Consider the following 21863-nt stretch of genomic DNA (forward strand, 5'->3'; position numbering starts at 1 on the left):
TATGTCAAAAATTTTGGTAATAGAAGATGAATCGGCAATTAGAAGGGTTTTGGTGAAAATACTGGCCGAAGAAAGCGATAGTTACAATGTAGTTGAGGCTGAGGATGGCCTTGCGGGAATGGATATCATCAAAAAAGAGGATTTTGACCTGGTGCTGTGCGATATCAAAATGCCAAAGATGGATGGTGTTGAGGTTTTGGAAGCTGCCAAGAAAATAAAACCCGAGATACCCTTTGTCATGATTTCTGGACATGGTGATTTGGATACAGCCGTGAACACCATGAGACTGGGAGCCTATGATTATATTTCCAAACCACCGGATTTGAACAGGTTGCTGACAACTGTTCGCAATGCCTTGGAAAGAAAGGAGCTTGCTGTTGAGAACAAAGTGCTCAAGAAAAAGGTCTCCAAGAATTATGAAATGATCGGCGATAGCAAGGAGATAGATGCCATCAAGGATATGATAGAAAAAGTGGCACCCACCGATGCCCGGGTGTTGATCACAGGCTCCAACGGAACAGGAAAGGAATTGGTGGCCCATTGGGTACATCAAAAAAGCCCACGATCATCCGCACCCTTCGTTGAGGTCAATTGTGCCGCTATTCCTTCGGAATTGATAGAAAGTGAGTTGTTCGGTCATGTGAAAGGAGCTTTTACCTCTGCGGTAAAAGACCGGGCAGGTAAGTTTGAAGCTGCCAACAAGGGAACCATATTTTTGGATGAGATTGGCGATATGAGTCTGTCCGCACAGGCGAAGGTACTCCGTGCATTACAAGAGAACAAAATCAGCCGTGTGGGCTCTGATAAGGACATTAAAGTGGATGTTCGGGTGCTTGCGGCAACGAACAAGGATTTGAAAAAGGAAATTGAAGAGGGAAAGTTCCGTGAGGACCTATACCATAGATTGGCTGTTATATTGATTAAAGTTCCTTCACTGAATGACAGGCGGGACGATATTCCATTATTGATAGAACATTTCGCCAAAAAAATAGCATCTGAGCAAGGAACAGGCGAAAAGAGTTTCTCCAAAAAGGCCATAAACCTGCTCAAAAGTTACGATTGGACAGGAAATGTCCGTGAACTTCGCAATGTGGTGGAACGATTGATCATTCTCGGTGGCAAGGAAGTATCCGAAGAAGATGTAAAGCTATTTGCCAGTAAGTAGATTAATCGCAACTGCCCAGCTTATCAAGAGCTTCCTTTGTCAAGGTTTTGACCCTTTGGTAATATTCTTTTTTGTGTTGTGATAGATTGGCGTTCAATAAGGTCAAACGTGCTTCTTCATAAGTGTTGGAGATAAATCTGTGGGCATCTTCGCAATCCACATCGGAAACCACTTTGTTCAAAGAGGATTCAAAGTCCAACAAGCACTGGTGCACCTGTTTTTTTATGGTGGAGCCTTGAGTCAACATCATTCCATTATTAAAATCAAGCACATCAGTGGTGTTCATGACCAACACATTGCTTCCGTATTCGCTGGAGGTTTCTTGTTCAAATTCCTCCAATACATTAATGCCAATAATGGTCTTTTCCAGGGCTTTGTGGAGTGCCAACTTCGTTTTGGGCAGTGCATTTGCTTTAGTGGCCGTCTTTAAATGGTCCAGTGTGGATTCGAGACTTTCTATGGCTCCTTCACAACCACAATCCAAAAAGTTGCTTCTTGTTTTTTCGATACCGTTCAAAGCTTTGTACGCATGGTATTTGGCCATGTTCACATCTTCGGCCATAACGGCATCCTGTATTTTACTTTTGATGTACTCCAGATTGGAACTTGCATATTGGCACGCACTTGCCGGGGTTGAGAATGAAGCCATGAGCCAAAGACCGAGTAGGCCAATGCCAAAGACCACAAGTAGGATAATCTTTCTATTGTTCATAACGCTTTTTAGATTTGGGACGCTGCGCCATTGATTTCCATAAAGTTACATTTTCATCGTTTTGGTGGATAAATAGATCGATTAAATAACCAACTTTGAGTATAAGTGGTCAAATCATCGATGAACGGCATGTTTGGATCATGGTCAGGTTGAAGGAATAATCAAAAAGAATTATATTCAACGCTATGAAAGAAATCAAAACTGAAGATTATAAGGTAGTTGATACGGTAAAGCTATCAGAAAAAGATACCTACGAGGATTTTGATGCATCCAAAAAGAAGCTCAAAAAAGAGTTGAAGAATATCCGAAAGGACCTTGGTGATTTTCAAGATACCCTTTACGCTCATGGAAAGTATGGTGTGCTGGTCTGTTTGCAGGGAATGGACACGGCGGGCAAGGATAGTCTGATTAGGGAGGTTTTCAAGGATTTCAATGTTAGGGGAGTGGTGGTGCATAGTTTCAAGGTGCCATCAACATTGGAAAAGAAACATGATTACCTATGGCGTCACTATATCGATTTGCCTGAAAGAGGCAAGTTTTCCGTCTTCAACCGCACTCACTACGAAAACGTACTGGTAACCAAGGTGCATCCTGAATATATCCTGGCAGAAAATCTCCCGAAAGTGGATTCCGTGGATGATATTGATGAAGCATTTTGGGAAAGACGATATCAGCAAATCAATGATTTTGAAAAACATGTCGCCGATAATGGTACCATCATCTTCAAGTTTTTCCTGCACCTTTCCAAAGAAGAGCAGCGACAGCGACTGTTGCGAAGAATTCGTTTAAAACGAAAAAATTGGAAGTTCTCCCCAAGCGACCTTGAAGAAAGGGAGTTGTGGGACAACTATCAAAGGTGTTACGAAGAAGCATTGAACAAGACCTCCAAAGAACATGCCCCTTGGTTTGTGATACCTGCCGACAACAAAAAAGCAGCCCGGGTCATTGTGGCCTCCATAATGATGGAAGCGTTAAAAAAGTACAAAGATATAGAAGAGCCCGAGCTGGACGATGAAATAAAAGCTAACTTAGAAACCTTTAAACAAGAACTGGAAAAAGAAACCACATGAGAACCACGCTACTTTTGGCCTTTTTGATGGTCAGTACCCCATTTTTTTCTCAATCCGAAGACGAAAAACAAATTAAAGCCATTTACGACGAGGCCCTGACCAATGGTAAGGCCTATGATTGGCTCAATTATCTGTCCAATCAGATCGGAGGACGCCTTTCAGGTTCCGTGCAAGCACAACACGCTGTGGAATACACTAAAGCGCAGTTGGATTCCCTTGGGTTGGACAAGGTTTGGCTCCAGCCCGTTATGGTGCCCAAATGGGTAAGGGGTATCCCCGAATTCGCCTATTTGGAAACAAAACCAGGGTTGAGCACCAATGTTCCCATTTGTGCCCTTGGAGGCTCTGTGGCAACGCCAGCAGGAGGCATAAAGGCCAGTGTGGTGGAAGTAAAGGGCATTGAGGACCTGGAAAAATTGGGTCGAGACAAAATAGCGGGCAAGATTGTTTTCTATAACCGTCCGATGGACCCCACATTGATCAACACTTTTTCGGCCTATTCAGGATGTGTGGACCAGCGCTACGCTGGTGCCGCCGAAGCAGGTAAGTATGGTGCGGCAGGGGTTATTGTGCGTTCCATGAACCTTCGTTTGGACGATTACCCGCACACGGGTTCCATGGGATATGGAGACACCCCGGTAAATGAACGGATTCCAGCAGCGGCGATCAGTACCAATGGAGCGGAATTGTTGAGTGCCACCCTTAAATTGAACCCAGATGCCAAGTTTTACTTTAAGCAAAACTGCAAACAATTGGAGGATGTGCAATCCTACAATGTAATCGGGGAAATAACCGGAACTACGTACCCCAACGAAATCATGGTCGTTGGCGGACACCTGGATTCATGGGATTTGGGAGATGGTTCCCACGATGATGGTGCTGGTTGTGTACAGAGCATGGATGTGTTGCGACTTCTAAAAGAGACGGGCTATGAGCCAAAACGAACATTACGCGTTGTATTGTTTATGAACGAAGAGAACGGAATGCGCGGGGGCAATAAATATGCAGAGGTGGCTCGTAACAAAAACGAGCAACATGTATTTGCCCTGGAGAGTGATTCCGGTGGGTTTACCCCCAGGGGTTTCTCGATTGATGCATCCGACGAAAATGTCAATCAGATTCAAGGTTGGAGGGATTTGTTCGAGCCCTATTTGATACATATGTTCTACAAAGGAGGCGGGGGAGCAGATATTGGTCCCTTGAAAGAAGATGGAATGGTATTGGCAGGATTACGACCCGATACCCAGCGTTATTTTGACCACCACCATGCCGAAAACGATACGTTTGAGCATGTGAACAAGCGTGAACTGGAATTGGGAGCGGCCACAATGGCGAGTTTGGTCTACTTGATCGATAAATATGGAACCATTCCCACCAAAAAAATAAAGGGATAAAATAAATTTATATTGTAAGATGGTTGAACCGTTCAGGCTCTTGGTCTGGACGGTTTTTTTATGTGAGAGCTTTGTTTTTGCTGGCTTTTCTCATCCGTTTTGGGCCATACCATAACCAAAACCCTGTAATGGTAAAAATCAAGAGGGACACACCCATTACAGTGGAATACACAAGTTTTATATAGCCGTCTGTCCCCAAGTAATCGTCTAGTATGGAACCGTCGTGTATGTTTTCAAACAAGTCGGACCTTCGTTGCCCAATGGATAGCACATTACCAGTGGCCCCGTCCAATTGTACTTCATAAAAGGAGTCCACGAACACGAATTTCACAGACCCTTTTTCCTTTCTCATGTCAATACGGTCTATTTCCAAAGAGAGCTCGGGCGATACCTCATTGTGCAAAGTGGTGCAGGCGATGGTGTGCAGACTATCTACGGGCAACCATTTTTGTAGGTCCGCTGTGGTTCCTATTTGTGTTTTTGGCAGAATGTATCCGTTGGAATTCTTTTTCCAGCCCAAAATGAGTCCGGTTACGGATATGAAAAGGAAAAAAATGAATAATAAAGCTCCTGTGGTTCGGTGTACTTTTCTAAAAATGCGTAATACTTTGGCTTGCTTCTTCCTTTTGCCCATTCCAGCTAGTTAAAAACCTTAAAGATCGGCAAATTTTGTCAAAATGGACTAACTGCCTGCCAATGGCGTACCAAAAACACCAACGGCCAATTCCGCCCAAACAAGAAGAAAAAGAACAACAATGGCTGTGATGACCAAATACCTTTTGTTGATGGTTTTGGTTTTTCTGATGGCAAGGTCGATAGCGAAACCCAGTGCCAATAATAAGCCACCTACGACCATAAAATCGAACAAAGACCAATTTACTTCGGATGAGAATTGCATAACTGTAAACGGAATCGCCAGCAATGCGAAAATGGAGGACAGAATTATAACTTGTCTTTTACGGATTATCATGGGTAAATATATTTTCCAACTAAATTATACTTTAAAGCGTTTGGTTGGAAATATTTAGGGAAAAAATTAACGAGGTTTAGCTCCTATCATTTGGTAATACGGTATTGATTGGGGCAAAACATGGAAGAGATCTTACAGGTTGTACTTATCGGTTAGCTAAATATCGATTCAATGATTTTTAGCGTACGATACCGAAACTAGTTCGGCACAGGTAAGTGAAGTTATTGATAAAGAATTGGAAATTCCACAATTAATTGATGGATGCAGCTTATGAATTGACGAATGTTTCAACCTACCGATACGCATCATTCAGCCCGATACCTTCTTTGATCATGGGCAGGATTTTTTCCAACCTACGTAGTTTCGTTTTCTCCTGTTTGGCTCCTGCAATGTGTTCGCAGAACTCTTTTTGTTTGTAAGGGGTAAATTTTTCAAAAGCAGTTTTTAAAGCGGAGTCTTTATTTAATTCCGACTGCAATAATTCTGGAACAACCACCTTTTGTGTTTTCTCAGCTTTTACCTCCAAGCCATTTTTCTGGTTGTCCAATGCTTCTTTCATGTAGCCAAGCACAGCTTTACCATCCACCTCGTTCAAACGCTGGAACTTCCAGTGTCGCATACCCTTGGTTTTACCTTCCTGCGCATTTTCCAATACCTTTTTTGGGTCTTTTAAGAACACGCCATTAAAAAACCACACCCCAAAATGATGTTTGAACCTACAAATGCCAAATACATTGCTATTGTTCAAGGTGTACACGGGAATACTCCATTTAAAATCCTCAACTGCTTCCGTTTTCATGGCAAGTTCCCTCAAGTAGGCTATTTCCTCTTTGAACGGATGCTCCTTCCCGTAATACCCCTCCAGTTTTTCAGACTTGTCCACAACTACTTGATTTGACTAGCCGTAAGTTCGCAAATTTTTACGATAACCATCACGGCTTTTTGCATACTCTCCAAAGGAACATATTCGTATTTGCCATGGAAATTGTGTCCGCCAGCAAAAATATTGGGACAGGGCAGCCCCATAAAGCTCAGTTGTGAACCATCCGTTCCACCTCGAATGGGTTTGATGATGGGTTCAATTTGAAGGGACTTCATCGCCTCTTCGGCAATCTCGACAATGTGGTACATGGGCTCCACTTTTTCTCGCATGTTCTTGTACTGGTCTTCAATGATCACATTGACAAATTCCCCATATTTTTTGTTGAGTTTTTCCTTGATGTCGTTCAGAAGGTCTTTCCTTGCTTGAAAATGCACCGCATCGTGGTCACGGATAATGAGTTCTATCTCCGCTTTTTCAATTTCGCCCTTGATTTTGTGTACATGGAAAAAACCTTCACGACCCGTGGTATGCTCGGGGACTTCGCTGGGAGGTAGGTGGGTCAGGAAGTCGTTGGCTATGCCAATGGCATTTACCATCTTGTTTTTGGCGTAACCGGGGTGCACGCTTTTGCCTGTTATGCTTATGTTGGCTTTTGCCGCATTGAAATTTTCGTATTCTAGCTCGCCCACTTGGCTGCCATCCATGGTGTAGGCCCATTCGGCGCCGAACTTTTCCACATCAAACTTATGTGCTCCCCTACCAATTTCCTCATCAGGGGTAAAAGCTATACGTATTTTACCATGTTTGATCTCAGGATGCTTGATGAGGTACTCCATTGCAGTAATGATTTCCGCAATACCCGCCTTGTCGTCCGCACCCAACAAGGTTGTACCATCCGTAGTAATCAGGGTCTGGCCTTCGTATGCATTTAAATCTTCAAAATAGTCGGGAGACAGTACAATGCCCTTCAATTTGTTGAGGACAATATCCGTGCAATCGTAATTTTCAACGATCTGTGGTTTTACATTTCTGCCCGAAAAGTCTGGAGAGGTATCAAAATGGGAAACAAAACCTATGGTTGGTACTTTTTTGTCCATATTGCTGGGTAAAGTGGCCATAATGTAGGCGTTCGCATCTATGGATACCTCCTGCATGCCAATCTGGTGCAGTTCCATAACCAGTTTTTTTGCCAAATCCCATTGCTTTTCCGTACTGGGTGTGGTTTTGGAATAGGGGTCACTTTGTGTATCCGTGGTCACGTATTCCAAAAATCGTGGGAGTAACTTTTCCATGGTCGTTGTTGAGTTTTACCAAAAATAAAGCTTATTCAAACGTAATCTTGCAAATCAATGGCATTAATACCTATCTTTCGCAAAACCATTAATTGTAATCTGAATTGAAGGCGGTTGTATTTTTTGTTTTTTTGAGTTTGAGCTTTAGCGGATTTGCTCAAATGGACTGTATTTTGGGTGTGGGTGGACGCGATAATGAAACTATAACCAAGGTCTTTGAATTGACGGAAGAACAGCAAAAGAACCTGAAGGATTGGAGTGCCGAACTCAAGATTCGTAATGACATCTTCAAGGGTAAGGCGGAATATCTCATGAAACAGAATGAAGAGAGTTCTCCCGAAGTATTGATAGAGGTGTCCAAAAAGTACCAATCCTTTATCGATAGTATGACCAAAAATGTCCGAATGATGGATAAAAGACTGTTGACAAGCTTCAATGAAGTCCAGTATGAGCGGTATTTGAAATTATGCCGCCAAATGACTTTGCGTCCTATCCATATTAATAGGTCTGTTGACGAAAATTGACCGAAATGCCAAGAACTGTTTTAAGAGTTTTTATTTTTGTCTTAAATCCATTTTGAATGTATAAAATCCTTATCCGCCCGGTACTTTTCTTGTTCGATCCAGAAGCCGTGCACCACTTTTCATTTCGGGCCATTAGGTTTTTTTCAAGATTGGGTTTGATTGGTCTTTTCAGGAAGATGTTTATCGTAAGCGACCCAAAATTGGAACGTGAGGTGTTTGGTGTGAAGTTCAAGAACCCCGTGGGACTAGCCGCAGGTTTTGATAAGGATGCCAAATTGTATAACGAATTCTCCGACTTTGGCTTTGGATTTGTGGAAATAGGGACGGTAACCCCAAAACCCCAGCCGGGAAACCCCAAAAAGCGGCTCTTCCGTTTAAAAGATGATAAGGCCATCATCAACCGAATGGGCTTCAATAACAAAGGGGTTTTTGAGGCAGTGGAACAGTTGAAAAAGAAGCATCGGGTAATTATTGGCGGAAATATTGGCAAAAATAAGGTAACGCCCAACGAAGCTGCCATCAAGGATTATATGATCTGTTTTGAAGCGCTTTTTGAACATGTGGATTATTTTGTGGTCAATGTGAGTTCGCCGAATACCCCTGGACTTCGAGAGCTTCAAGATAAGGAGCCATTGACAAAATTGTTGAAGAAACTAAAAAGTCAGAATAAAAAATTGGCAAAAAGTTTCAAGTTGAAAGAAAAGCCCATTTTATTGAAAATAGCTCCGGATTTAACGGATGATCAGTTGTTGGATATCATAGAGATCGTTGCGGATACCAAAATAGATGGCGTTATTGCGACCAACACGACCATAGAACGAAAAGGGCTGAAATCACACTTGATATTGTCCGAAGAAAAAGGAGGACTCAGTGGAAAACCTTTGGCCAAGAGAAGCACCGAAGTTATTCGGTTTTTATCTGAAAACAGTAGAAAGGCTTTCCCGATCATAGGGGTAGGTGGTATCCATTCCGCAGAGGATGCCTTGGAAAAGTTGGAGGCCGGGGCTGACTTGGTACAGCTCTATACTGGATTTATTTACGAAGGTCCAGGACTCATCAAAAAAATCAACAAGGCCATTTTGGAGAAAGTGGACTAAGATATATGCACAGTTTGTTTTTATTTCTGGAAACCGTCAATTACCCCATATTGATAGGATTTCTAGTGTCCTCATTGGCTTTGGCCATTTCGCCGGGACCTGACAATATTTTTGTGTTGACCCAAAGCATCAGTAACGGTACAAAATCAGGGTTGGCCACGGTTTTTGGCTTGGTCTCAGGCTGTTTGGTACACACAACTTTGTTGGCTTTTGGGGTTTCGGAAATCATCAAACGCAGCGATACCTTGTTTTTTGCAATCAAACTGTTTGGGGCCTTGTATCTTTTGTACTTGGCCTATCAGGTGTACCGAAGTGATGCCTCTATTCTTTTAGACAACGGAAATAAACAAACCCAAGCGCTCTCAAAACTTTTTTGGAAAGGTTTTACCATGAATGTGCTCAACCCCAAGGTAACCATCTTCTTTTTGGCTTTTTTTCCAGGTTTCTTATTTAGCACCGAATTCAATACCGTTGTTCAATTCTATGTTTTAGGGTTGCTTTTCATGCTCTCCGCGCTTATTGTTTTTGGTGCGATTGCTGTACTTGCCGGAAACATCTCCAAATATCTGACCAGTCATGAAAAGGCGGGTGTTTACTTAAAATGGGTGCAGATCGTTGTTTTTGTAGGGATTGCCATTTATCTATTTCTATCGGATAAATAAGTGCTATTTTTACGGAAGCCTATGCCAAAAGTAAAACTCATAGAATGTCCTCGGGACGCCATGCAGGGAATCAAAACCTTTATCCCCACGGATGAAAAAGTGAAGTATATCCAATCTTTGCTGGGTTGCGGTTTTGATACCATCGACTTTGGAAGTTTTGTGTCCCCAAAGGCCATCCCGCAAATGCAGGACACTGCGGAAGTGCTTGCCCGATTGGATTTGTCGAGGACCCAAAGCAAGCTTTTGGCTATTGTGGCCAATGTTCGGGGCGCACAAGATGCATGCAAGCATAAAGCCATTGATTATTTGGGCTTTCCTTTTTCCATTTCGGAAAACTTTCAGATGCGCAACACGCACAAGACCATTGCTCAATCGGTAGAAACCTTAAAAGGAATCTTGGAGTTGGCGAATGCGCATGATAAAGAAGTCGTGACCTATATTTCCATGGGATTCGGGAATCCGTATGGAGATCCTTGGGATGTGGAAATTGTAGGGGAGTGGACGGAGAAATTGGCCGATATGGGAACCAAAATCCTCTCTTTGTCGGATACCATTGGAAGTTCCACCCCAGAGGTTATTGATTACTTGTTCTCCAACCTGATAATAAAATATCCGGAAATTGAGTTTGGTGCACATTTGCACACCACGCCCACCAAATGGCATGAAAAGGTGGATGCGGCCTACAAAGCGGGGTGTCGTCGTTTTGATGGTGCCGTGCAGGGTTTTGGCGGTTGTCCCATGGCTAAGGATGAGTTGACCGGTAATATGCCTACCGAGAGAATGCTTTCCTATTTTACCACGGAAAAGGCGGATACGGGCGTTAATTGGATGGTTTTTGAAGCGGCATTCAATAAGGCCACGGAGCTTTTTTCCCAGTACCATTAAAACATCTGACAAACTTAAGGGGTTGATTTGTTATTTAGATTCGGTCTAAATGGATATATTTGATGCTTCAATGATGTATCCTATGAAGTACAATGGTTTATTGCCGACACTGCCCAAAGAACTGCGACTTTTTATTTCCGTTTTTGTAATCGTACTTTCCGTGGGATATTTTACAGGACTGCTTTTTATACAAGAAACAGAATCGACCACTCCCGCTGGGATTGAGGAAAATTACCTGGGCAATGAAGAAGATGAAGATGCCGAGGTCATGAAATTTAAAAAAGGGGGGCGTGAAATGCTTACAGTGATCCATACCCATGTGCTTTCCATGTCATTTATTTTCTTTCTACTGGGTGGATTGGTCTGGTTGACGAAGGCTCCAAAAAAACTAAAGTTCTTTTTGACCATTGAACCGTTTCTTTCCATCATCCTGACCTTTGGTGGGATTTATGTGATGTGGTCGGGGGTAAATTGGTTTCGGTACGTTGTGGTTTTTTCAGGAATTTTAATGACGATTACCTACACTGGTTCCGCTGTCATGGTACTGTGGCAATGCGCACTTCCAAAAAAGTTCCAAAACACCTTGCCGGCTTAGTTTTCTATGAACTGATAGTCTATTTCGTCATGCGAGAGTAGCTGAACCTGCTGTTTTTCAAATCGAAGCAAGCTCAATAGTTCGTCCACTTCTTCTTTGTTCACTAAAATGATAAAGTGCTTTCTCCCAACCGAAATAGGGATTTTACGCTGTTGGCTCCAATGTTTCAAATGATTTTCCCAATAGGGGATATCCAATTGTTCAATGTATTCCTTCAATGCTTCCAACTCCCACTCATACAATTCAAAACAAAGATTGTTGTATAGGAGTTGAAACAATTTGGTACGGTTACAGAAGGTCAACACTCCGTTTTTAGATCGGCCCATTACGTTTAAATAGCTACACATATAAAAGATTTGAGCCATAAATATAACAATTATATAGAATGATTCTAAATAATTGGACTAAATTCCGAACAGTCTTCAAAATGGAGTGGTGGCACAAGGCGGTATTCAAATAAATTAGTGGTATATTTGCACGCAATTAATCCGTAATTGCAATGGAAGCTCACCAAAACAAAATTGTTGGAGAAGGCCTTACGTACGACGACGTTCTTCTTGTGCCCGCTTACTCCGAAGTACTTCCCAGGGAAGTAAACATCCAGTCAAAATTTACCAAGAACATTACCATCAATGTCCCTATTGTTTCAGCGGCCATGGATACGGTAACCGAATCCCGTATGGCCATTGCCATGGCAAGGGAAGGAGGAATCGGTGTTCTTCATAAAAACATGACCATAGAGCAGCAGGCGCTCAAGGTTAGAAAAGTAAAGCGTGCCGAGAGCGGCATGATCATGGACCCGGTGACGCTTCCTTTGGAGTCAGTGGTTCGAGATGCGAAGGCAAGTATGAAGGAGCATAGCATCGGGGGTATTCCGATAGTGGATGCACAAAATAAATTGATAGGGATCGTTACCAATCGCGACCTTCGTTTTGAGAAAAACGATAATCGTCCCATTGCAGAGGTCATGACTTCGGAAAACTTGGTCACTGTGGGAGAGGGAACATCCTTGCAACAAGCAGAGGTTATCCTTCAGGAAAATAAAATCGAGAAATTGCCAGTGGTCAACGATAAGGAAGAGCTTATCGGATTGATTACGTTCAGGGACATTACCAAGCTAACCCAAAAGCCGATTGCCAATAAGGATCAATATGGTCGTTTACGTGTGGCTGCCGCCATTGGTGTAACTGCTGATGCTGTAGAAAGAGCAGAGGCATTGGTAAAGGCCGGTGTTGATGCCATCATTATTGATACGGCACACGGACACACCAAAGGTGTGGTCAGTATATTGAAAGAAGTAAAGAAATCGTTTCCGGAATTGGAGGTTGTGGTTGGAAATATCGCAACTGCAGAAGCTGCCAAATATTTGGTGGAAGCAGGTGCTGACGCTGTTAAGGTTGGTATTGGACCGGGCTCTATTTGTACCACACGTGTGGTGGCTGGAGTGGGTTTTCCACAGTTTTCAGCGGTTTTGGAAGTTTCCGCAGCTTTGAAAGGAACCGGTGTCCCCGTAATTGCCGATGGAGGAATTCGTTACACCGGAGATATACCTAAAGCATTGGCCGCAGGGGCCGATACCGTAATGTTGGGCTCGTTATTGGCGGGTACCAAAGAATCCCCAGGTGAGACCATTATCTACGAAGGGCGTAAGTTTAAATCGTACCGTGGGATGGGGTCTGTTGAGGCAATGAAAAAAGGTAGTAAGGACCGATACTTCCAAGATGTGGAGGATGACATCAAAAAATTGGTTCCCGAAGGTATTGTGGGCCGAGTGCCATACAAAGGCGAATTGGTGGAAAGTATGCACCAATTCATTGGTGGGCTACGTGCTGGAATGGGATATTGTGGTGCGGGCGATATCGAGGCCTTGAAAAACAATGCCCGTTTTGTGAAAATCACTTCTAGTGGTATCCACGAAAGTCATCCGCATAACGTGACCATTACCAAAGAAAGCCCGAATTATAGTAGGTAATTAAAATAAAAATGTACGCTGGGGAATTTATTTCCCAGCGTAGCTTTGCCAATCCTTGTCTTTGTAGATATTATCGCCAAAGTATTTGGCAATCTGCATGAATGGCTCCACTTGTTGATACCCGGGCACAGGGGACAACATATTCAATTGTTCGTCCAGAAATACCACGGTAGGGTAGCTCATTTTACCCTGTAGCAGAGCGGCTGCCAATTCATGATAACCTCTTCTTCCAGATGGTACAAACTTGAAGGTCCTACCCTGATACTCAATGGGGTCTTTGCCTTCGGCATCCATTTTTACCATATAGAAATTATCCTGCATATATTTGGAGACATCAGGATGTTGAAAGGTGTTTTTATCCATTTTTTTGCACCATCCACACCAATCGGTGTAGACATCGACAAATATCTTTTTGGGCTGGGCATCCGTTTGGGAAAGTTGCACGGCCTCTTCCCAAGAAATCCATTGGATGTCTTGAGCATGAGCAGTAAAGCTCGTGAATACTATAAAAAGTAAGCTGATTTGGGTAAAAATTGCGCGCATAGTCTAGTTTTTTGACGTAATCGTCGTCCTATCAATACAAAACTAACGAAAATTGTGCCAAAAAAGTATGCGCTTTAACAGTCTGATAAGGCGAATAACCTACTTTACAGTTTCTTTTTCTGGTGCATCAAAAAGCTCCTTCACGTCCACTTGATTGTGTAGGATGTCATCAAAAGTTTCCCTTTTTCTGATCAAATGACCTTTACCTTTGTACCAAAGTACTTCGGCAGGTCTGTATCTGGAATTATAGTTGCTTGCCATCGTGAAGCAATAGGCTCCTGCATTTTTAAAGCAAAGAATGTCCCCTTCCGTGATTTCATTGATCCTGCGATTGCTTCCGAAGGTATCCGTTTCGCATATATAGCCCACTACCGAGTAATAACGTTCTCTTCCTTTTGGGTTGGAAATGTTGGTGATTTGGTGGGTGGAACCATACAACATGGGTCTAATCAAGTGGTTGAACCCAGAATCTATACTGGCAAAAACGGTTGAGGTGGTCTGTTTTACCACATTTACCTTGGCCAAGAACACACCTGCTTCACTTACCAAGAATTTACCCGGTTCAAAGGCTAGGGTAAGCTCTTTGCCGTACTCCTTACAGAATTCGTTGAATCTTTTGGTCAGTTTCTTGCCCAATTCATCCACATTGGTTTGGATATCGCCTTCTTTGTAGGGTACTTTAAATCCGCTACCAAAGTCGATGAATTCCAAATCCTTGAAGTTTTTTGCTGCTTCGAAAAGGATTTCCGAAGCGTAAAGAAACACATCAATATCCAAAATATCACTACCGGTGTGCATGTGGATTCCGTTGATGTTCATGTTGGTCAACTCCACAATGCGCAATAAATGCGGGATTTGATGCACACTGATGCCAAACTTGGAATCAATATGTCCTACGGAAATATTGGAGTTTCCTCCAGCCATCACGTGTGGATTGATACGGATACAAACGGGAATATCGGGATGTTTGCTTCCAAATTGCTCTAAAATGGACAGGTTATCTATATTCACTTGAACCCCGAGTGCCGCGGCTTCTTCAATTTCCTCCAAGGAAACACCGTTGGGCGTAAAAATGATGGACTCTGGTTTGAAACCAGCCAAAAGTCCCAATTTTACTTCTTGGATGGATACGGTGTCCAAACCGCTTCCCAAGCTGTTCAGCAGTCTAAGGACACTGATATTGGACAATGCCTTGGCGGCATAGTTCAGCTTTAGATTAGGAACACCTTTGAATGCATTGGTCAATTTTTTGTACTGCGAAGTGATTTTATCCGCATCATATACATAAAGAGGGGCGCCGAATTGCTCCGTAAGCTGAAGTAAGTCCTTAGAATTCATATTAAAACGAGTATTTTGAACAAATCTAGCTTATGTAGCCCTTACACACAAGGATTCCGTGTAATTTATCAAAATATAACAAATTGTTGTGTTTTCAACATTTAGAATCAACTGAGCTTGTGACTTTAGGTTTTGATATGTATTTTTAGACAAATCACAAGCATGAAATTACCTTTATTTCCATTGAAATCCGTGTTTTACCCTGGTGAAACTGTTCCCCTTCACATTTTTGAAGATCGCTACAAACAATTGATCGCCGATTGCAGGAGGGAGGCTCTAACCTTTGGAATTCCCGTGTACATTAATGATGTTGTATCCTACGGGACGGAAGTGCAGTTGGTAGAGGTGGTGAACACATACAAATCAGGGGAGATGGATGTGGTTTGTGTGGCACGTCAGGTGTTTAAGGTGTTGAGCTTTGAAAAACAAATGAACGGAAAGCTCTATGCTGGAGGTGAAGTGGAATTTCTGGAAATGGAAAATGATGCCAATGATGGTTTGCGGGAGGAGGTGCTTCAAAAAGTGGAGGTTTTATACGATGTAATGGGGGTGCCATTTACCAAAATATCCCCAAAGCAGTTCAACAGTTACTCATTGGCCCACAAAATGGGACTCTCCTTTGAGCAGGAATATGAATTATTGCTTATGCCGAAAGAGACGGACCGCCTGAATTTCATCAAAAAACATTTGGAGGCGACCACCAATGTCCTGAGCGAAGTAAACCGTACCAGAGAAGTGATTGAAATGAACGGACATTTCAAAAATTTTGACCCACTGGACTTCCAAGATTTCAAGTTGTAATGTTTCCTTTTGAAGAAAGGGGCACTTTCTTCGTATTTATCACTAATTAATCATTTAACATCTTCAATTTGTCAGCGGTGTTTTTTATTTTTGTCTGCAAACAAAAGTAAATTCACAGATGAATCTTCACGAATATCAAGGAAAAGAGATTTTAGCCAGTTTTGGTGTTAGAATCCAAAGGGGAATTGTTGCCCACAACGCCAAAGAAGCGGTAGATGCCGCAAAACAACTTACACAAGAAACCGGAACCGGATGGCACGTAATCAAAGCGCAGGTGCATGCTGGTGGCCGTGGTAAGGGCGGTGGCGTAAAATTGGCCAAAAACTTGAAAGAGGTGGAAGAGTTGGCAGGTAGCATTATAGGTATGAACCTTGTTACCCCACAAACATCTGCTGAAGGTAAAAAGGTACACCAAGTATTGGTGGCCGAGGATGTGTATTATCCAGGCGATAGCGAAACCAGTGAATTTTACATGTCTGTTCTTTTGAATAGGGGAACGGGTAAGAATATGATTATGTATTCTACCGAAGGAGGTATGGATATCGAAGAGGTTGCTGAAAAGACACCGCACCTGATTTTCACCGAAGAGGTAGACCCGGGGTTGGGCTTATTGCCTTTCCAAGCAAGAAGGATTGCGTTCAACTTGGGATTGTCAGGAACCGCTTTTAAGGAAATGGTAAAATTCGTAACGTCCTTATACAAGGCTTATGTTGAAAGTGATTCCAGCCTTTTTGAAATCAACCCGGTACTTAAGACATCCGATGATTTAATTATGGCGGTCGATGCCAAGGTGACCATAGATGATAATGCATTGTACAGAAGAAAGTCCTATGCGGAAATGAGGGACCTTCGCGAAGAAAATCCAATTGAGGTTGAAGCTCGCGAGGTTGGACTTAACTACGTGGACTTGGATGGTAATGTAGGTTGTATGGTAAATGGGGCCGGATTGGCGATGGCCACTATGGACTTGATTAAAATGGCCGGTGGCGAACCAGCTAACTTCTTGGATGTTGGAGGGACCGCAGATGCAAAAAGGGTGGAGGAAGCCTTCCGCATTATTCTTAAGGACCCTAACGTAAAAGCAATCTTGATTAACATTTTCGGGGGTATCGTACGTTGTGACCGTGTGGCACAAGGTGTTGTTGATGCCTACAAGAATATGGGGGATGCCATCCAGGTGCCAATCATTGTGAGACTGCAAGGAACCAATGCGGAGTTGGCCAAGGAAATCATAGACAATTCTGGTTTAGCCGTACACTCAGCTGTTCAGTTTAAAGAAGCTGCGGACAAAGTTGAGGAAGTTTTGAGCTAGATTCATTTCAATAATAGAAAAAAGGGCAACACTTTTTTAAGTGTTGCCCTTTTTTATTTTCTGATTTTCAAGGTTTTTTTCCATTGTTTGGTGCTGTAAAATCGTACCACTTTCGTTTTGAGAAACTTCTGTAATCTGACCTTTGGAATTGATGAAATTGCGGTATTAGCCCAAGGTTAAGGACATTAAACATTTGTTAAATAACTCTAAAGTGTAACAATTATGTTTTTTTATCGTCTTATTTTTGAAGTGTCGTTAAAATGGAGCCTTAATCAAGCTCTGATATTGACATATTATTAATCATCAGTTTAATCAAAAAACAAAATCATGAAAAAATTAAAAACTGTTTCAGTAGCGTTGGCATTATTTGCCACAATGAGTGCATTCGCAACAAAAGGTAAGAAAGTGACCAAAGAAAACAATCTTACGGGTCAAATCTACGAGTTGCTAAAAGAGCATGAATTTAAATTGGATTCAGAAGAATTGACAGCAGAAGTTCGCTTTATTTTTAATGAAGAAGGTGAATTAGTGGTGTTGTCAGTCAAGACTGATCATGATATTGTGGAAGGTTTCGTAAAAAACCGTCTCAACTACAAAAAGGTGCAATCGGAAGAGATTGTTCCTGGTAGGGTTTATGAGCTTCCAGTCCGTATTACCGCTTAAAAACCGGGAATTGTTTGAGTTAGTTAGAAAAAAGCCCTGAATTTCAGGGCTTTTTTATGTACTAAAAAGGAGTGTTTTGGAGTTATCTAATTAGGATAACCAACCAGAACCAGACCTCATGGGTACTTACAAGGAAAAATTGAGCATTCTTTCGGAGATGATCGGCTTTGCTAGAGTTGATCATTCCCTGAAACAGTCCGAATATGAATTTTTGTTGAAAGTGGCCCAGAATTTAGGGGTAAGCAAAGATGTTTTTGACGGATTGTTAAAGGAGAAATCCCCCAAAGTTCGCCTAAAGACACAAGCAGAACGCATTGTGCAATTCCATAGACTTATTTTGCTCATGAACGTGGATCATGAACAGCATAAAAAAGAAATCAATACACTTTATAATATTGGACTCAATATGGGCTTACCACCAGCCGCAATCAGTCAGGTGTTGGAAATAATGCATCGCTATCCCAATAAAATTGTCCCTCCCGATGTGCTCATTAATATCTTCAAGGCACATTACAACTAATGTCAAAATGACATCTATTTTTTCTTGAATCATGTCAAATAGACATGGTTTTTCCATTGGTACAGGTTTTGACTTATACAGGTTGATTTGAATGTTTAACTAAAAATTGAATCGCCATGAGTATAGTAAAAAGAAACAACCTGTTTTTTCCATCCTTGATGAACGATTTTGTAAGTCCTGATTGGTTCGGTGGAACAGAAAAGTGGAATGCTTCCATGCCCGCTGTGAACATAAAGGACAATACCGAAGGATTTGAATTGGAACTTGCGGTTCCAGGTATGAAAAAAGATGATTTTACTGTGGAAATCGACAACGATGTGTTGACCATTTCCAGCGAAGTGAAATCCGAGAACGAGGAAAGCAACGATAATTATACACGAAAAGAATTCTCTTATTCTTCGTTCAAAAGAGCTTTTACACTACCAGAAACCGTAGATGGATCTAAAATCGATGCCAAGTACGAGGATGGGGTGTTGAAATTGACTTTGCCCAAAAAACAAGAGGCATTGCCAAAACCAAAAAGATTGATTGAGATAGGGTAAAACATTAGAACACCAACTATAGGTGTTTCATGATGGTTGGATTAGTTGGTTAGTTGAGGCGCGCTCTCGCACATGCGGGGGCGCGTTTTTTTATTCCTTTTCCTGAAGCATTTTTATTTCGTCCCTAAGTTTGGCCGCTTCCATAAAATTGAGCTCCTTGGCCGCTTTTTCCATGGCCTTTCTTTTTTCCCGAATCAGTTTTTCCTTCTGATCTTCGGTAATGTACTTCAAGTCGGGTTCTGCAGCTCGCAACTCTTCCTTCTGGAAATGATAGGTGGAAACTGAGTTTTTGGCCAGTGCGCTGTCCAAGTTTTTCTTAAGGGCCGTAGGGGTTATATTGTTCTCTTTGTTGTAGGTCATTTGTTTGTCCCTACGATAATTGGTCTCATCGATGGTCTTCTGCATGCTTTCGGTAATTGTATCGGCATACATGATGGCTTTTCCGTTCAAATTCCTTGCTGCCCTTCCCACGGTTTGCGTCAACGAGCGGTTACTTCGTAAAAAACCTTCTTTGTCAGCATCCAAAATAGCAACTAGGGATACTTCGGGCAAATCCAATCCTTCACGCAGGAGGTTGACACCGATAAGTACATCGAAAAGACCTTTTCGAAGATCTTGCATGATTTCCACACGTTCCAGCGTGTCCACATCACTGTGGATGTAGCGGCAACGCACATCAATTCTTGATAAATATTTAGTGAGTTCCTCTGCCATACGTTTGGTAAGGGTCGTGACCAAGGTGCGTTCGTCCAATTCCACACGTTGCTGAATCTCCTCAACAAGATCATCGATTTGGTTTTCGCTGGGGCGAACTTCAATCACTGGGTCCAATAAGCCTGTTGGACGGATAATCTGTTCGACATAAACCCCCTCGCTCAATTCCAGTTCGTAGTCCGCGGGTGTGGCACTCACATATAGCACTTGATTTTGAAGGGTCTCAAACTCTTCAAACTTCAACGGGCGGTTGTCCATGGCAGCAGGTAAGCGAAAACCGTATTCCACCAAATTTTCCTTTCTGGAGCGGTCGCCACCATACATGGCATGCACTTGCGGTATGGTCACGTGGCTTTCGTCCACCACCATCAAATAATCATCCGGGAAATAATCCAACAAGCAGAAAGGTCGGGTCCCTGGTTTTCTGCCGTCCAAATATCTTGAGTAATTCTCGATTCCCGAACAATAGCCTAGCTCTCGAATCATTTCCAGGTCAAAATTGGTGCGCTCCTCCAAGCGTTTGGCTTCCAATGGTCGACCGATTTCCTTAAAGTAGTCTATTTGTTTTACCAAATCATCCTGAATCTCCTTTATCGCGTTTTGAAGCACATCGGGAGAGGTCACGAACATATTCGCAGGGTAGATGTTCAGGGTGTCATAAATTTCAATGACCTTATTATTGTAAGGGTCCAATGCTTCGATTTCCTCAATCTCATCCCCAAAAAAATGAATACGGAAGGCATGGTCGGCATAACCGGGAAAAACATCCACGACATCGCCTTTTACCCTAAAGTTCCCGTTCCTGAAATCAGCCGTGGTTCGCGCATATAGACTTTGAACCAACTGCTTTAAAAACTTGGTTCTTGAAATCACTTGATCCCTATGGATGGTAATGACGTTCTTTTGAAACTCTATGGGGTTCCCTATTCCATACAGGCAGGAAACAGAGGCGACCACAAGTACATCCCGCCGTCCTGAAAGAAGGGAAGAAGTGGTGCTCAAGCGCAATTTCTCGATATCCTCATTGATGGAAAGGTCCTTTTCTATATAGAGTCCACTTGTGGGAATATAGGCTTCGGGCTGATAGTAATCGTAGTAGGATACAAAGTATTCCACCGCGTTATTTGGAAAAAACTGCTTGAACTCCGAATACAATTGTGCGGCCAGGGTCTTGTTGTGGGCCAAAACCAAGGTAGGCTTCTGAACCGATTCCACTACATTGGCCACCGTGAATGTTTTACCAGATCCAGTCACGCCAAGCAACGTCTGATGCTGGGTCTTGGATTCGATGCCCTCTACCAGTTGTCGTATGGCTTCGGGCTGATCGCCCGTCGGCTTAAATTCGGAAACTACCTGAAATTTCATTACGTAAAAATACTAAAGGTAGGTGCCAAATAGAAGCAAAGCTTTAATATTCTCACCGAGAGAAACTACAAATCACGTTTCTTCAATATAGCATAGGATAAATAGATGAAAATGGCGGTCCAAACGATAACAATCAAGAATTCATACCAGTACACATGGTAATCGAATCTCATGTCCTCACCTATTTGTTGACCAATGTTCTGCACTGCTGAAAGTCTGGTGGCAGGTTCTTTTATCAAGTTCGCCATGGATTCCAAAGGGAAGAAACGTTTGACCATTTTGGCAGCTTCCCAACTCATGACTTTCCATCCCAATAAACCAAATACCACTTGCTCCAATATGGTCCACAGAATCAGAAAACCAAGCGCAAAGGCGGAACGTTTTACCAACATACCCAAGAAAAGGCAGAAGGAGAAGAAGGCGACCAACTTAAAAAAGAAGGCGGGCAAGAACTCCAAATCAGAGAAAATGATTGACATTTCATTATAATCGGAATAAACCAGCCCAAGGATCAAGGATCCCACAAAAACAAATATGGTGGAAATCAAGGCAAAACTGATAACGGTAAGGACCTTGGAGAGAATAAATTCTTTTTTGGACAATCCATCGATAAGATTTTGCTTGATGGTTTTGTTGCTGTATTCGTTGGACATCATGGAGACAATGACAATGGCCAAAAACAGCTTGAACAAAGCCGTGACATAGGTGTTGAAATGCCAGATGTAAGGGAAATTGAAAATCCCTTGATCGGCCAAGTGAAATTGTACAGGGCCAATATCAAATTTTATGGCCGCAATCAGCGCAATGGAAGTGAGGAGCACAAAATAGGAGATGATCAGCACCTTGCTGGCTCTATTGTTCCAAAGTTTTATGAATTCTATTTGTAGGAGACGTAACATTCGTT

23 protein-coding genes and 1 pseudogene are annotated in these 21863 nt (G+C 42.5%); 14 read left to right on the top strand and 10 right to left on the bottom strand.

The window, feature by feature from the left end:
- The first annotated feature begins 1 nt into the window (after position 1).
- Positions 2-1165, top strand: a complete 1164-nt coding sequence (locus EO132_RS18200) for a sigma-54-dependent transcriptional regulator (protein ID WP_127139231.1) — start codon at positions 2-4, stop codon at positions 1163-1165.
- A gap of 1 nt (position 1166) precedes the next feature.
- On the opposite strand, the gene EO132_RS18205 is transcribed toward EO132_RS18200, so the two are convergent.
- A complete protein-coding gene (locus tag EO132_RS18205) occupies positions 1167-1877 on the bottom strand; it encodes a hypothetical protein (protein WP_127139232.1) in 711 nt (236 codons plus the stop codon).
- Between the two features lie 185 nt (positions 1878-2062).
- Here EO132_RS18205 and EO132_RS18210 point away from each other — a divergent pair, with 185 nt between their 5' ends.
- The gene (locus tag EO132_RS18210) at positions 2063-2947 is read left to right on the top strand and encodes a PPK2 family polyphosphate kinase (RefSeq protein ID WP_127139233.1); all 885 of its coding nucleotides are present in this window, start codon (positions 2063-2065) and stop codon (positions 2945-2947) included.
- Positions 2944-4341 carry a M20/M25/M40 family metallo-hydrolase gene (locus tag EO132_RS18215; protein WP_127139234.1) on the top strand — a complete coding sequence of 466 codons (1398 nt, stop codon included), beginning with the start codon at positions 2944-2946 and terminating at the stop codon, positions 4339-4341. Before EO132_RS18210 ends, EO132_RS18215 begins: the two co-directional genes overlap by 4 nt.
- Before the next feature lie 58 nt (positions 4342-4399).
- Here EO132_RS18215 and EO132_RS18220 read toward each other — a convergent pair whose 3' ends face one another.
- The 4 genes from EO132_RS18220 to pepT all read right to left on the bottom strand — a co-directional run bounded on the left by EO132_RS18220 (position 4400) and on the right by pepT (position 7426).
- A complete protein-coding gene (locus EO132_RS18220; protein ID WP_127139235.1) occupies positions 4400-4975 on the bottom strand; it encodes a PepSY-associated TM helix domain-containing protein in 576 nt (191 codons plus the stop codon).
- A 48-nt stretch (positions 4976-5023) separates the two neighbouring features.
- Positions 5024-5311 (bottom strand): hypothetical protein, encoded by a 288-nt coding sequence (locus EO132_RS18225; RefSeq protein WP_127139236.1) that lies wholly within the window; start codon positions 5309-5311, stop codon positions 5024-5026.
- 292 nt (positions 5312-5603) lie between these two features.
- Complete coding sequence (locus EO132_RS18230) at positions 5604-6194, bottom strand: YdeI/OmpD-associated family protein (protein ID WP_127139237.1); 591 nt, start codon at positions 6192-6194, stop codon at positions 5604-5606.
- A gap of 2 nt (positions 6195-6196) precedes the next feature.
- Positions 6197-7426 carry a peptidase T gene (gene pepT, locus EO132_RS18235; RefSeq protein WP_127139238.1) on the bottom strand — a complete coding sequence of 410 codons (1230 nt, stop codon included), beginning with the start codon at positions 7424-7426 and terminating at the stop codon, positions 6197-6199.
- 161 nt (positions 7427-7587) lie between these two features.
- Here pepT and EO132_RS18240 point away from each other — a divergent pair, with 161 nt between their 5' ends.
- From EO132_RS18240 to EO132_RS18260, 5 genes are all read left to right on the top strand, one after another.
- A complete protein-coding gene (locus EO132_RS18240) occupies positions 7588-7950 on the top strand; it encodes a hypothetical protein (protein ID WP_127139239.1) in 363 nt (120 codons plus the stop codon).
- Between the two features lie 56 nt (positions 7951-8006).
- Entirely contained in the window at positions 8007-9047 is a 1041-nt protein-coding gene (locus EO132_RS18245) for a quinone-dependent dihydroorotate dehydrogenase (protein ID WP_127139240.1), read from the top strand.
- Positions 9048-9052: 5 nt separating this feature from the next.
- Complete coding sequence (locus tag EO132_RS18250) at positions 9053-9709, top strand: LysE family translocator (protein WP_127139241.1); 657 nt, start codon at positions 9053-9055, stop codon at positions 9707-9709.
- 21 nt (positions 9710-9730) lie between these two features.
- Positions 9731-10594, top strand: a complete 864-nt coding sequence (locus EO132_RS18255) for a hydroxymethylglutaryl-CoA lyase (protein WP_127139242.1) — start codon at positions 9731-9733, stop codon at positions 10592-10594.
- Positions 10595-10676: 82 nt separating this feature from the next.
- Positions 10677-11189, top strand: a complete 513-nt coding sequence (locus tag EO132_RS18260) for a hypothetical protein (protein ID WP_127139376.1) — start codon at positions 10677-10679, stop codon at positions 11187-11189.
- On the opposite strand, the gene EO132_RS18265 is transcribed toward EO132_RS18260, so the two are convergent.
- Positions 11186-11536 (bottom strand): DUF6686 family protein, encoded by a 351-nt coding sequence (locus EO132_RS18265; RefSeq protein WP_235856508.1) that lies wholly within the window; start codon positions 11534-11536, stop codon positions 11186-11188. The two genes, EO132_RS18260 and EO132_RS18265, sit on opposite strands and share 4 nt — an antisense overlap.
- Before the next feature lie 152 nt (positions 11537-11688).
- Here EO132_RS18265 and guaB point away from each other — a divergent pair, with 152 nt between their 5' ends.
- Positions 11689-13161: an IMP dehydrogenase gene (gene guaB / locus EO132_RS18270; RefSeq protein WP_127139244.1), complete on the top strand. Its 1473-nt coding sequence runs from the start codon at positions 11689-11691 to the stop codon at positions 13159-13161.
- 27 nt (positions 13162-13188) lie between these two features.
- Here the strand turns inward: guaB and EO132_RS18275 are convergent, their stop codons facing one another.
- Positions 13189-13704, bottom strand: coding sequence for a thioredoxin family protein (locus tag EO132_RS18275; RefSeq protein WP_127139245.1), 516 nt, complete (start codon positions 13702-13704; stop codon positions 13189-13191).
- A 99-nt stretch (positions 13705-13803) separates the two neighbouring features.
- Positions 13804-15048 (bottom strand): annotated as a pseudogene (lysA, locus tag EO132_RS18280) (diaminopimelate decarboxylase); the annotation flags it as partial.
- A 156-nt stretch (positions 15049-15204) separates the two neighbouring features.
- Here lysA and EO132_RS18285 point away from each other — a divergent pair.
- From EO132_RS18285 to EO132_RS18305, 5 genes are all read left to right on the top strand, one after another.
- Positions 15205-15843, top strand: coding sequence for an LON peptidase substrate-binding domain-containing protein (locus EO132_RS18285; RefSeq protein WP_127139247.1), 639 nt, complete (start codon positions 15205-15207; stop codon positions 15841-15843).
- A 118-nt stretch (positions 15844-15961) separates the two neighbouring features.
- Positions 15962-17155 (top strand): ADP-forming succinate--CoA ligase subunit beta, encoded by a 1194-nt coding sequence (gene sucC, locus EO132_RS18290; protein ID WP_127139248.1) that lies wholly within the window; start codon positions 15962-15964, stop codon positions 17153-17155.
- A 327-nt stretch (positions 17156-17482) separates the two neighbouring features.
- Positions 17483-17818 (top strand): hypothetical protein, encoded by a 336-nt coding sequence (locus EO132_RS18295; RefSeq protein ID WP_127139249.1) that lies wholly within the window; start codon positions 17483-17485, stop codon positions 17816-17818.
- Between the two features lie 118 nt (positions 17819-17936).
- Positions 17937-18338, top strand: coding sequence for a TerB family tellurite resistance protein (locus tag EO132_RS18300; RefSeq protein WP_127139250.1), 402 nt, complete (start codon positions 17937-17939; stop codon positions 18336-18338).
- Between the two features lie 116 nt (positions 18339-18454).
- The gene (locus tag EO132_RS18305) at positions 18455-18880 is read left to right on the top strand and encodes an Hsp20/alpha crystallin family protein (protein WP_127139251.1); all 426 of its coding nucleotides are present in this window, start codon (positions 18455-18457) and stop codon (positions 18878-18880) included.
- 90 nt (positions 18881-18970) lie between these two features.
- Here EO132_RS18305 and uvrB read toward each other — a convergent pair whose 3' ends face one another.
- Both uvrB and EO132_RS18315 read right to left on the bottom strand, forming a co-directional pair.
- On the bottom strand, positions 18971-20959 hold the full coding sequence (gene uvrB, locus EO132_RS18310) for an excinuclease ABC subunit UvrB (RefSeq protein ID WP_127139252.1): 1989 nt from the start codon (positions 20957-20959) through the stop codon (positions 18971-18973).
- Positions 20960-21024: 65 nt separating this feature from the next.
- Positions 21025-21858: an ABC transporter permease gene (locus EO132_RS18315; RefSeq protein WP_127139253.1), complete on the bottom strand. Its 834-nt coding sequence runs from the start codon at positions 21856-21858 to the stop codon at positions 21025-21027.
- Between the last annotated feature and the right edge of the window lie 5 nt (positions 21859-21863).

It is taken from the genome of Flagellimonas oceanensis, from assembly GCF_003992595.1.
Taxonomy (GTDB): Bacteria; Bacteroidota; Bacteroidia; order Flavobacteriales; family Flavobacteriaceae; genus Flagellimonas; species Flagellimonas oceanensis.

Excerpts from the sequence above, each read along its gene's own strand:
- EO132_RS18225 (WP_127139236.1), bottom strand. The coding sequence starts at position 5,311 with ATGATAATCCGTAAAAGACAAGTTATAATTCTGTCCTCCATTTTCGCA.
- EO132_RS18215 (WP_127139234.1), top strand. The coding sequence starts at position 2,944 with ATGAGAACCACGCTACTTTTGGCCTTTTTGATGGTCAGTACCCCATTT.
- pepT (WP_127139238.1), bottom strand. The coding sequence starts at position 7,426 with ATGGAAAAGTTACTCCCACGATTTTTGGAATACGTGACCACGGATACA.
- EO132_RS18210 (WP_127139233.1), top strand. The coding sequence starts at position 2,063 with ATGAAAGAAATCAAAACTGAAGATTATAAGGTAGTTGATACGGTAAAG.
- guaB (WP_127139244.1), top strand. The coding sequence starts at position 11,689 with ATGGAAGCTCACCAAAACAAAATTGTTGGAGAAGGCCTTACGTACGAC.
- EO132_RS18250 (WP_127139241.1), top strand. The coding sequence starts at position 9,053 with ATGCACAGTTTGTTTTTATTTCTGGAAACCGTCAATTACCCCATATTG.
- uvrB (WP_127139252.1), bottom strand. The coding sequence starts at position 20,959 with ATGAAATTTCAGGTAGTTTCCGAATTTAAGCCGACGGGCGATCAGCCC.
- EO132_RS18240 (WP_127139239.1), top strand. The coding sequence starts at position 7,588 with ATGGACTGTATTTTGGGTGTGGGTGGACGCGATAATGAAACTATAACC.
- EO132_RS18255 (WP_127139242.1), top strand. The coding sequence starts at position 9,731 with ATGCCAAAAGTAAAACTCATAGAATGTCCTCGGGACGCCATGCAGGGA.
- EO132_RS18265 (WP_235856508.1), bottom strand. The coding sequence starts at position 11,536 with ATGTGTAGCTATTTAAACGTAATGGGCCGATCTAAAAACGGAGTGTTG.
- sucC (WP_127139248.1), top strand. The coding sequence starts at position 15,962 with ATGAATCTTCACGAATATCAAGGAAAAGAGATTTTAGCCAGTTTTGGT.
- EO132_RS18300 (WP_127139250.1), top strand. The coding sequence starts at position 17,937 with ATGGGTACTTACAAGGAAAAATTGAGCATTCTTTCGGAGATGATCGGC.
- EO132_RS18295 (WP_127139249.1), top strand. The coding sequence starts at position 17,483 with ATGAAAAAATTAAAAACTGTTTCAGTAGCGTTGGCATTATTTGCCACA.
- EO132_RS18200 (WP_127139231.1), top strand. The coding sequence starts at position 2 with ATGTCAAAAATTTTGGTAATAGAAGATGAATCGGCAATTAGAAGGGTT.
- EO132_RS18260 (WP_127139376.1), top strand. The coding sequence starts at position 10,677 with ATGAAGTACAATGGTTTATTGCCGACACTGCCCAAAGAACTGCGACTT.
- EO132_RS18285 (WP_127139247.1), top strand. The coding sequence starts at position 15,205 with ATGAAATTACCTTTATTTCCATTGAAATCCGTGTTTTACCCTGGTGAA.
- EO132_RS18315 (WP_127139253.1), bottom strand. The coding sequence starts at position 21,858 with ATGTTACGTCTCCTACAAATAGAATTCATAAAACTTTGGAACAATAGA.
- EO132_RS18275 (WP_127139245.1), bottom strand. The coding sequence starts at position 13,704 with ATGCGCGCAATTTTTACCCAAATCAGCTTACTTTTTATAGTATTCACG.
- EO132_RS18245 (WP_127139240.1), top strand. The coding sequence starts at position 8,007 with ATGTATAAAATCCTTATCCGCCCGGTACTTTTCTTGTTCGATCCAGAA.
- EO132_RS18205 (WP_127139232.1), bottom strand. The coding sequence starts at position 1,877 with ATGAACAATAGAAAGATTATCCTACTTGTGGTCTTTGGCATTGGCCTA.
- EO132_RS18220 (WP_127139235.1), bottom strand. The coding sequence starts at position 4,975 with ATGGGCAAAAGGAAGAAGCAAGCCAAAGTATTACGCATTTTTAGAAAA.
- EO132_RS18305 (WP_127139251.1), top strand. The coding sequence starts at position 18,455 with ATGAGTATAGTAAAAAGAAACAACCTGTTTTTTCCATCCTTGATGAAC.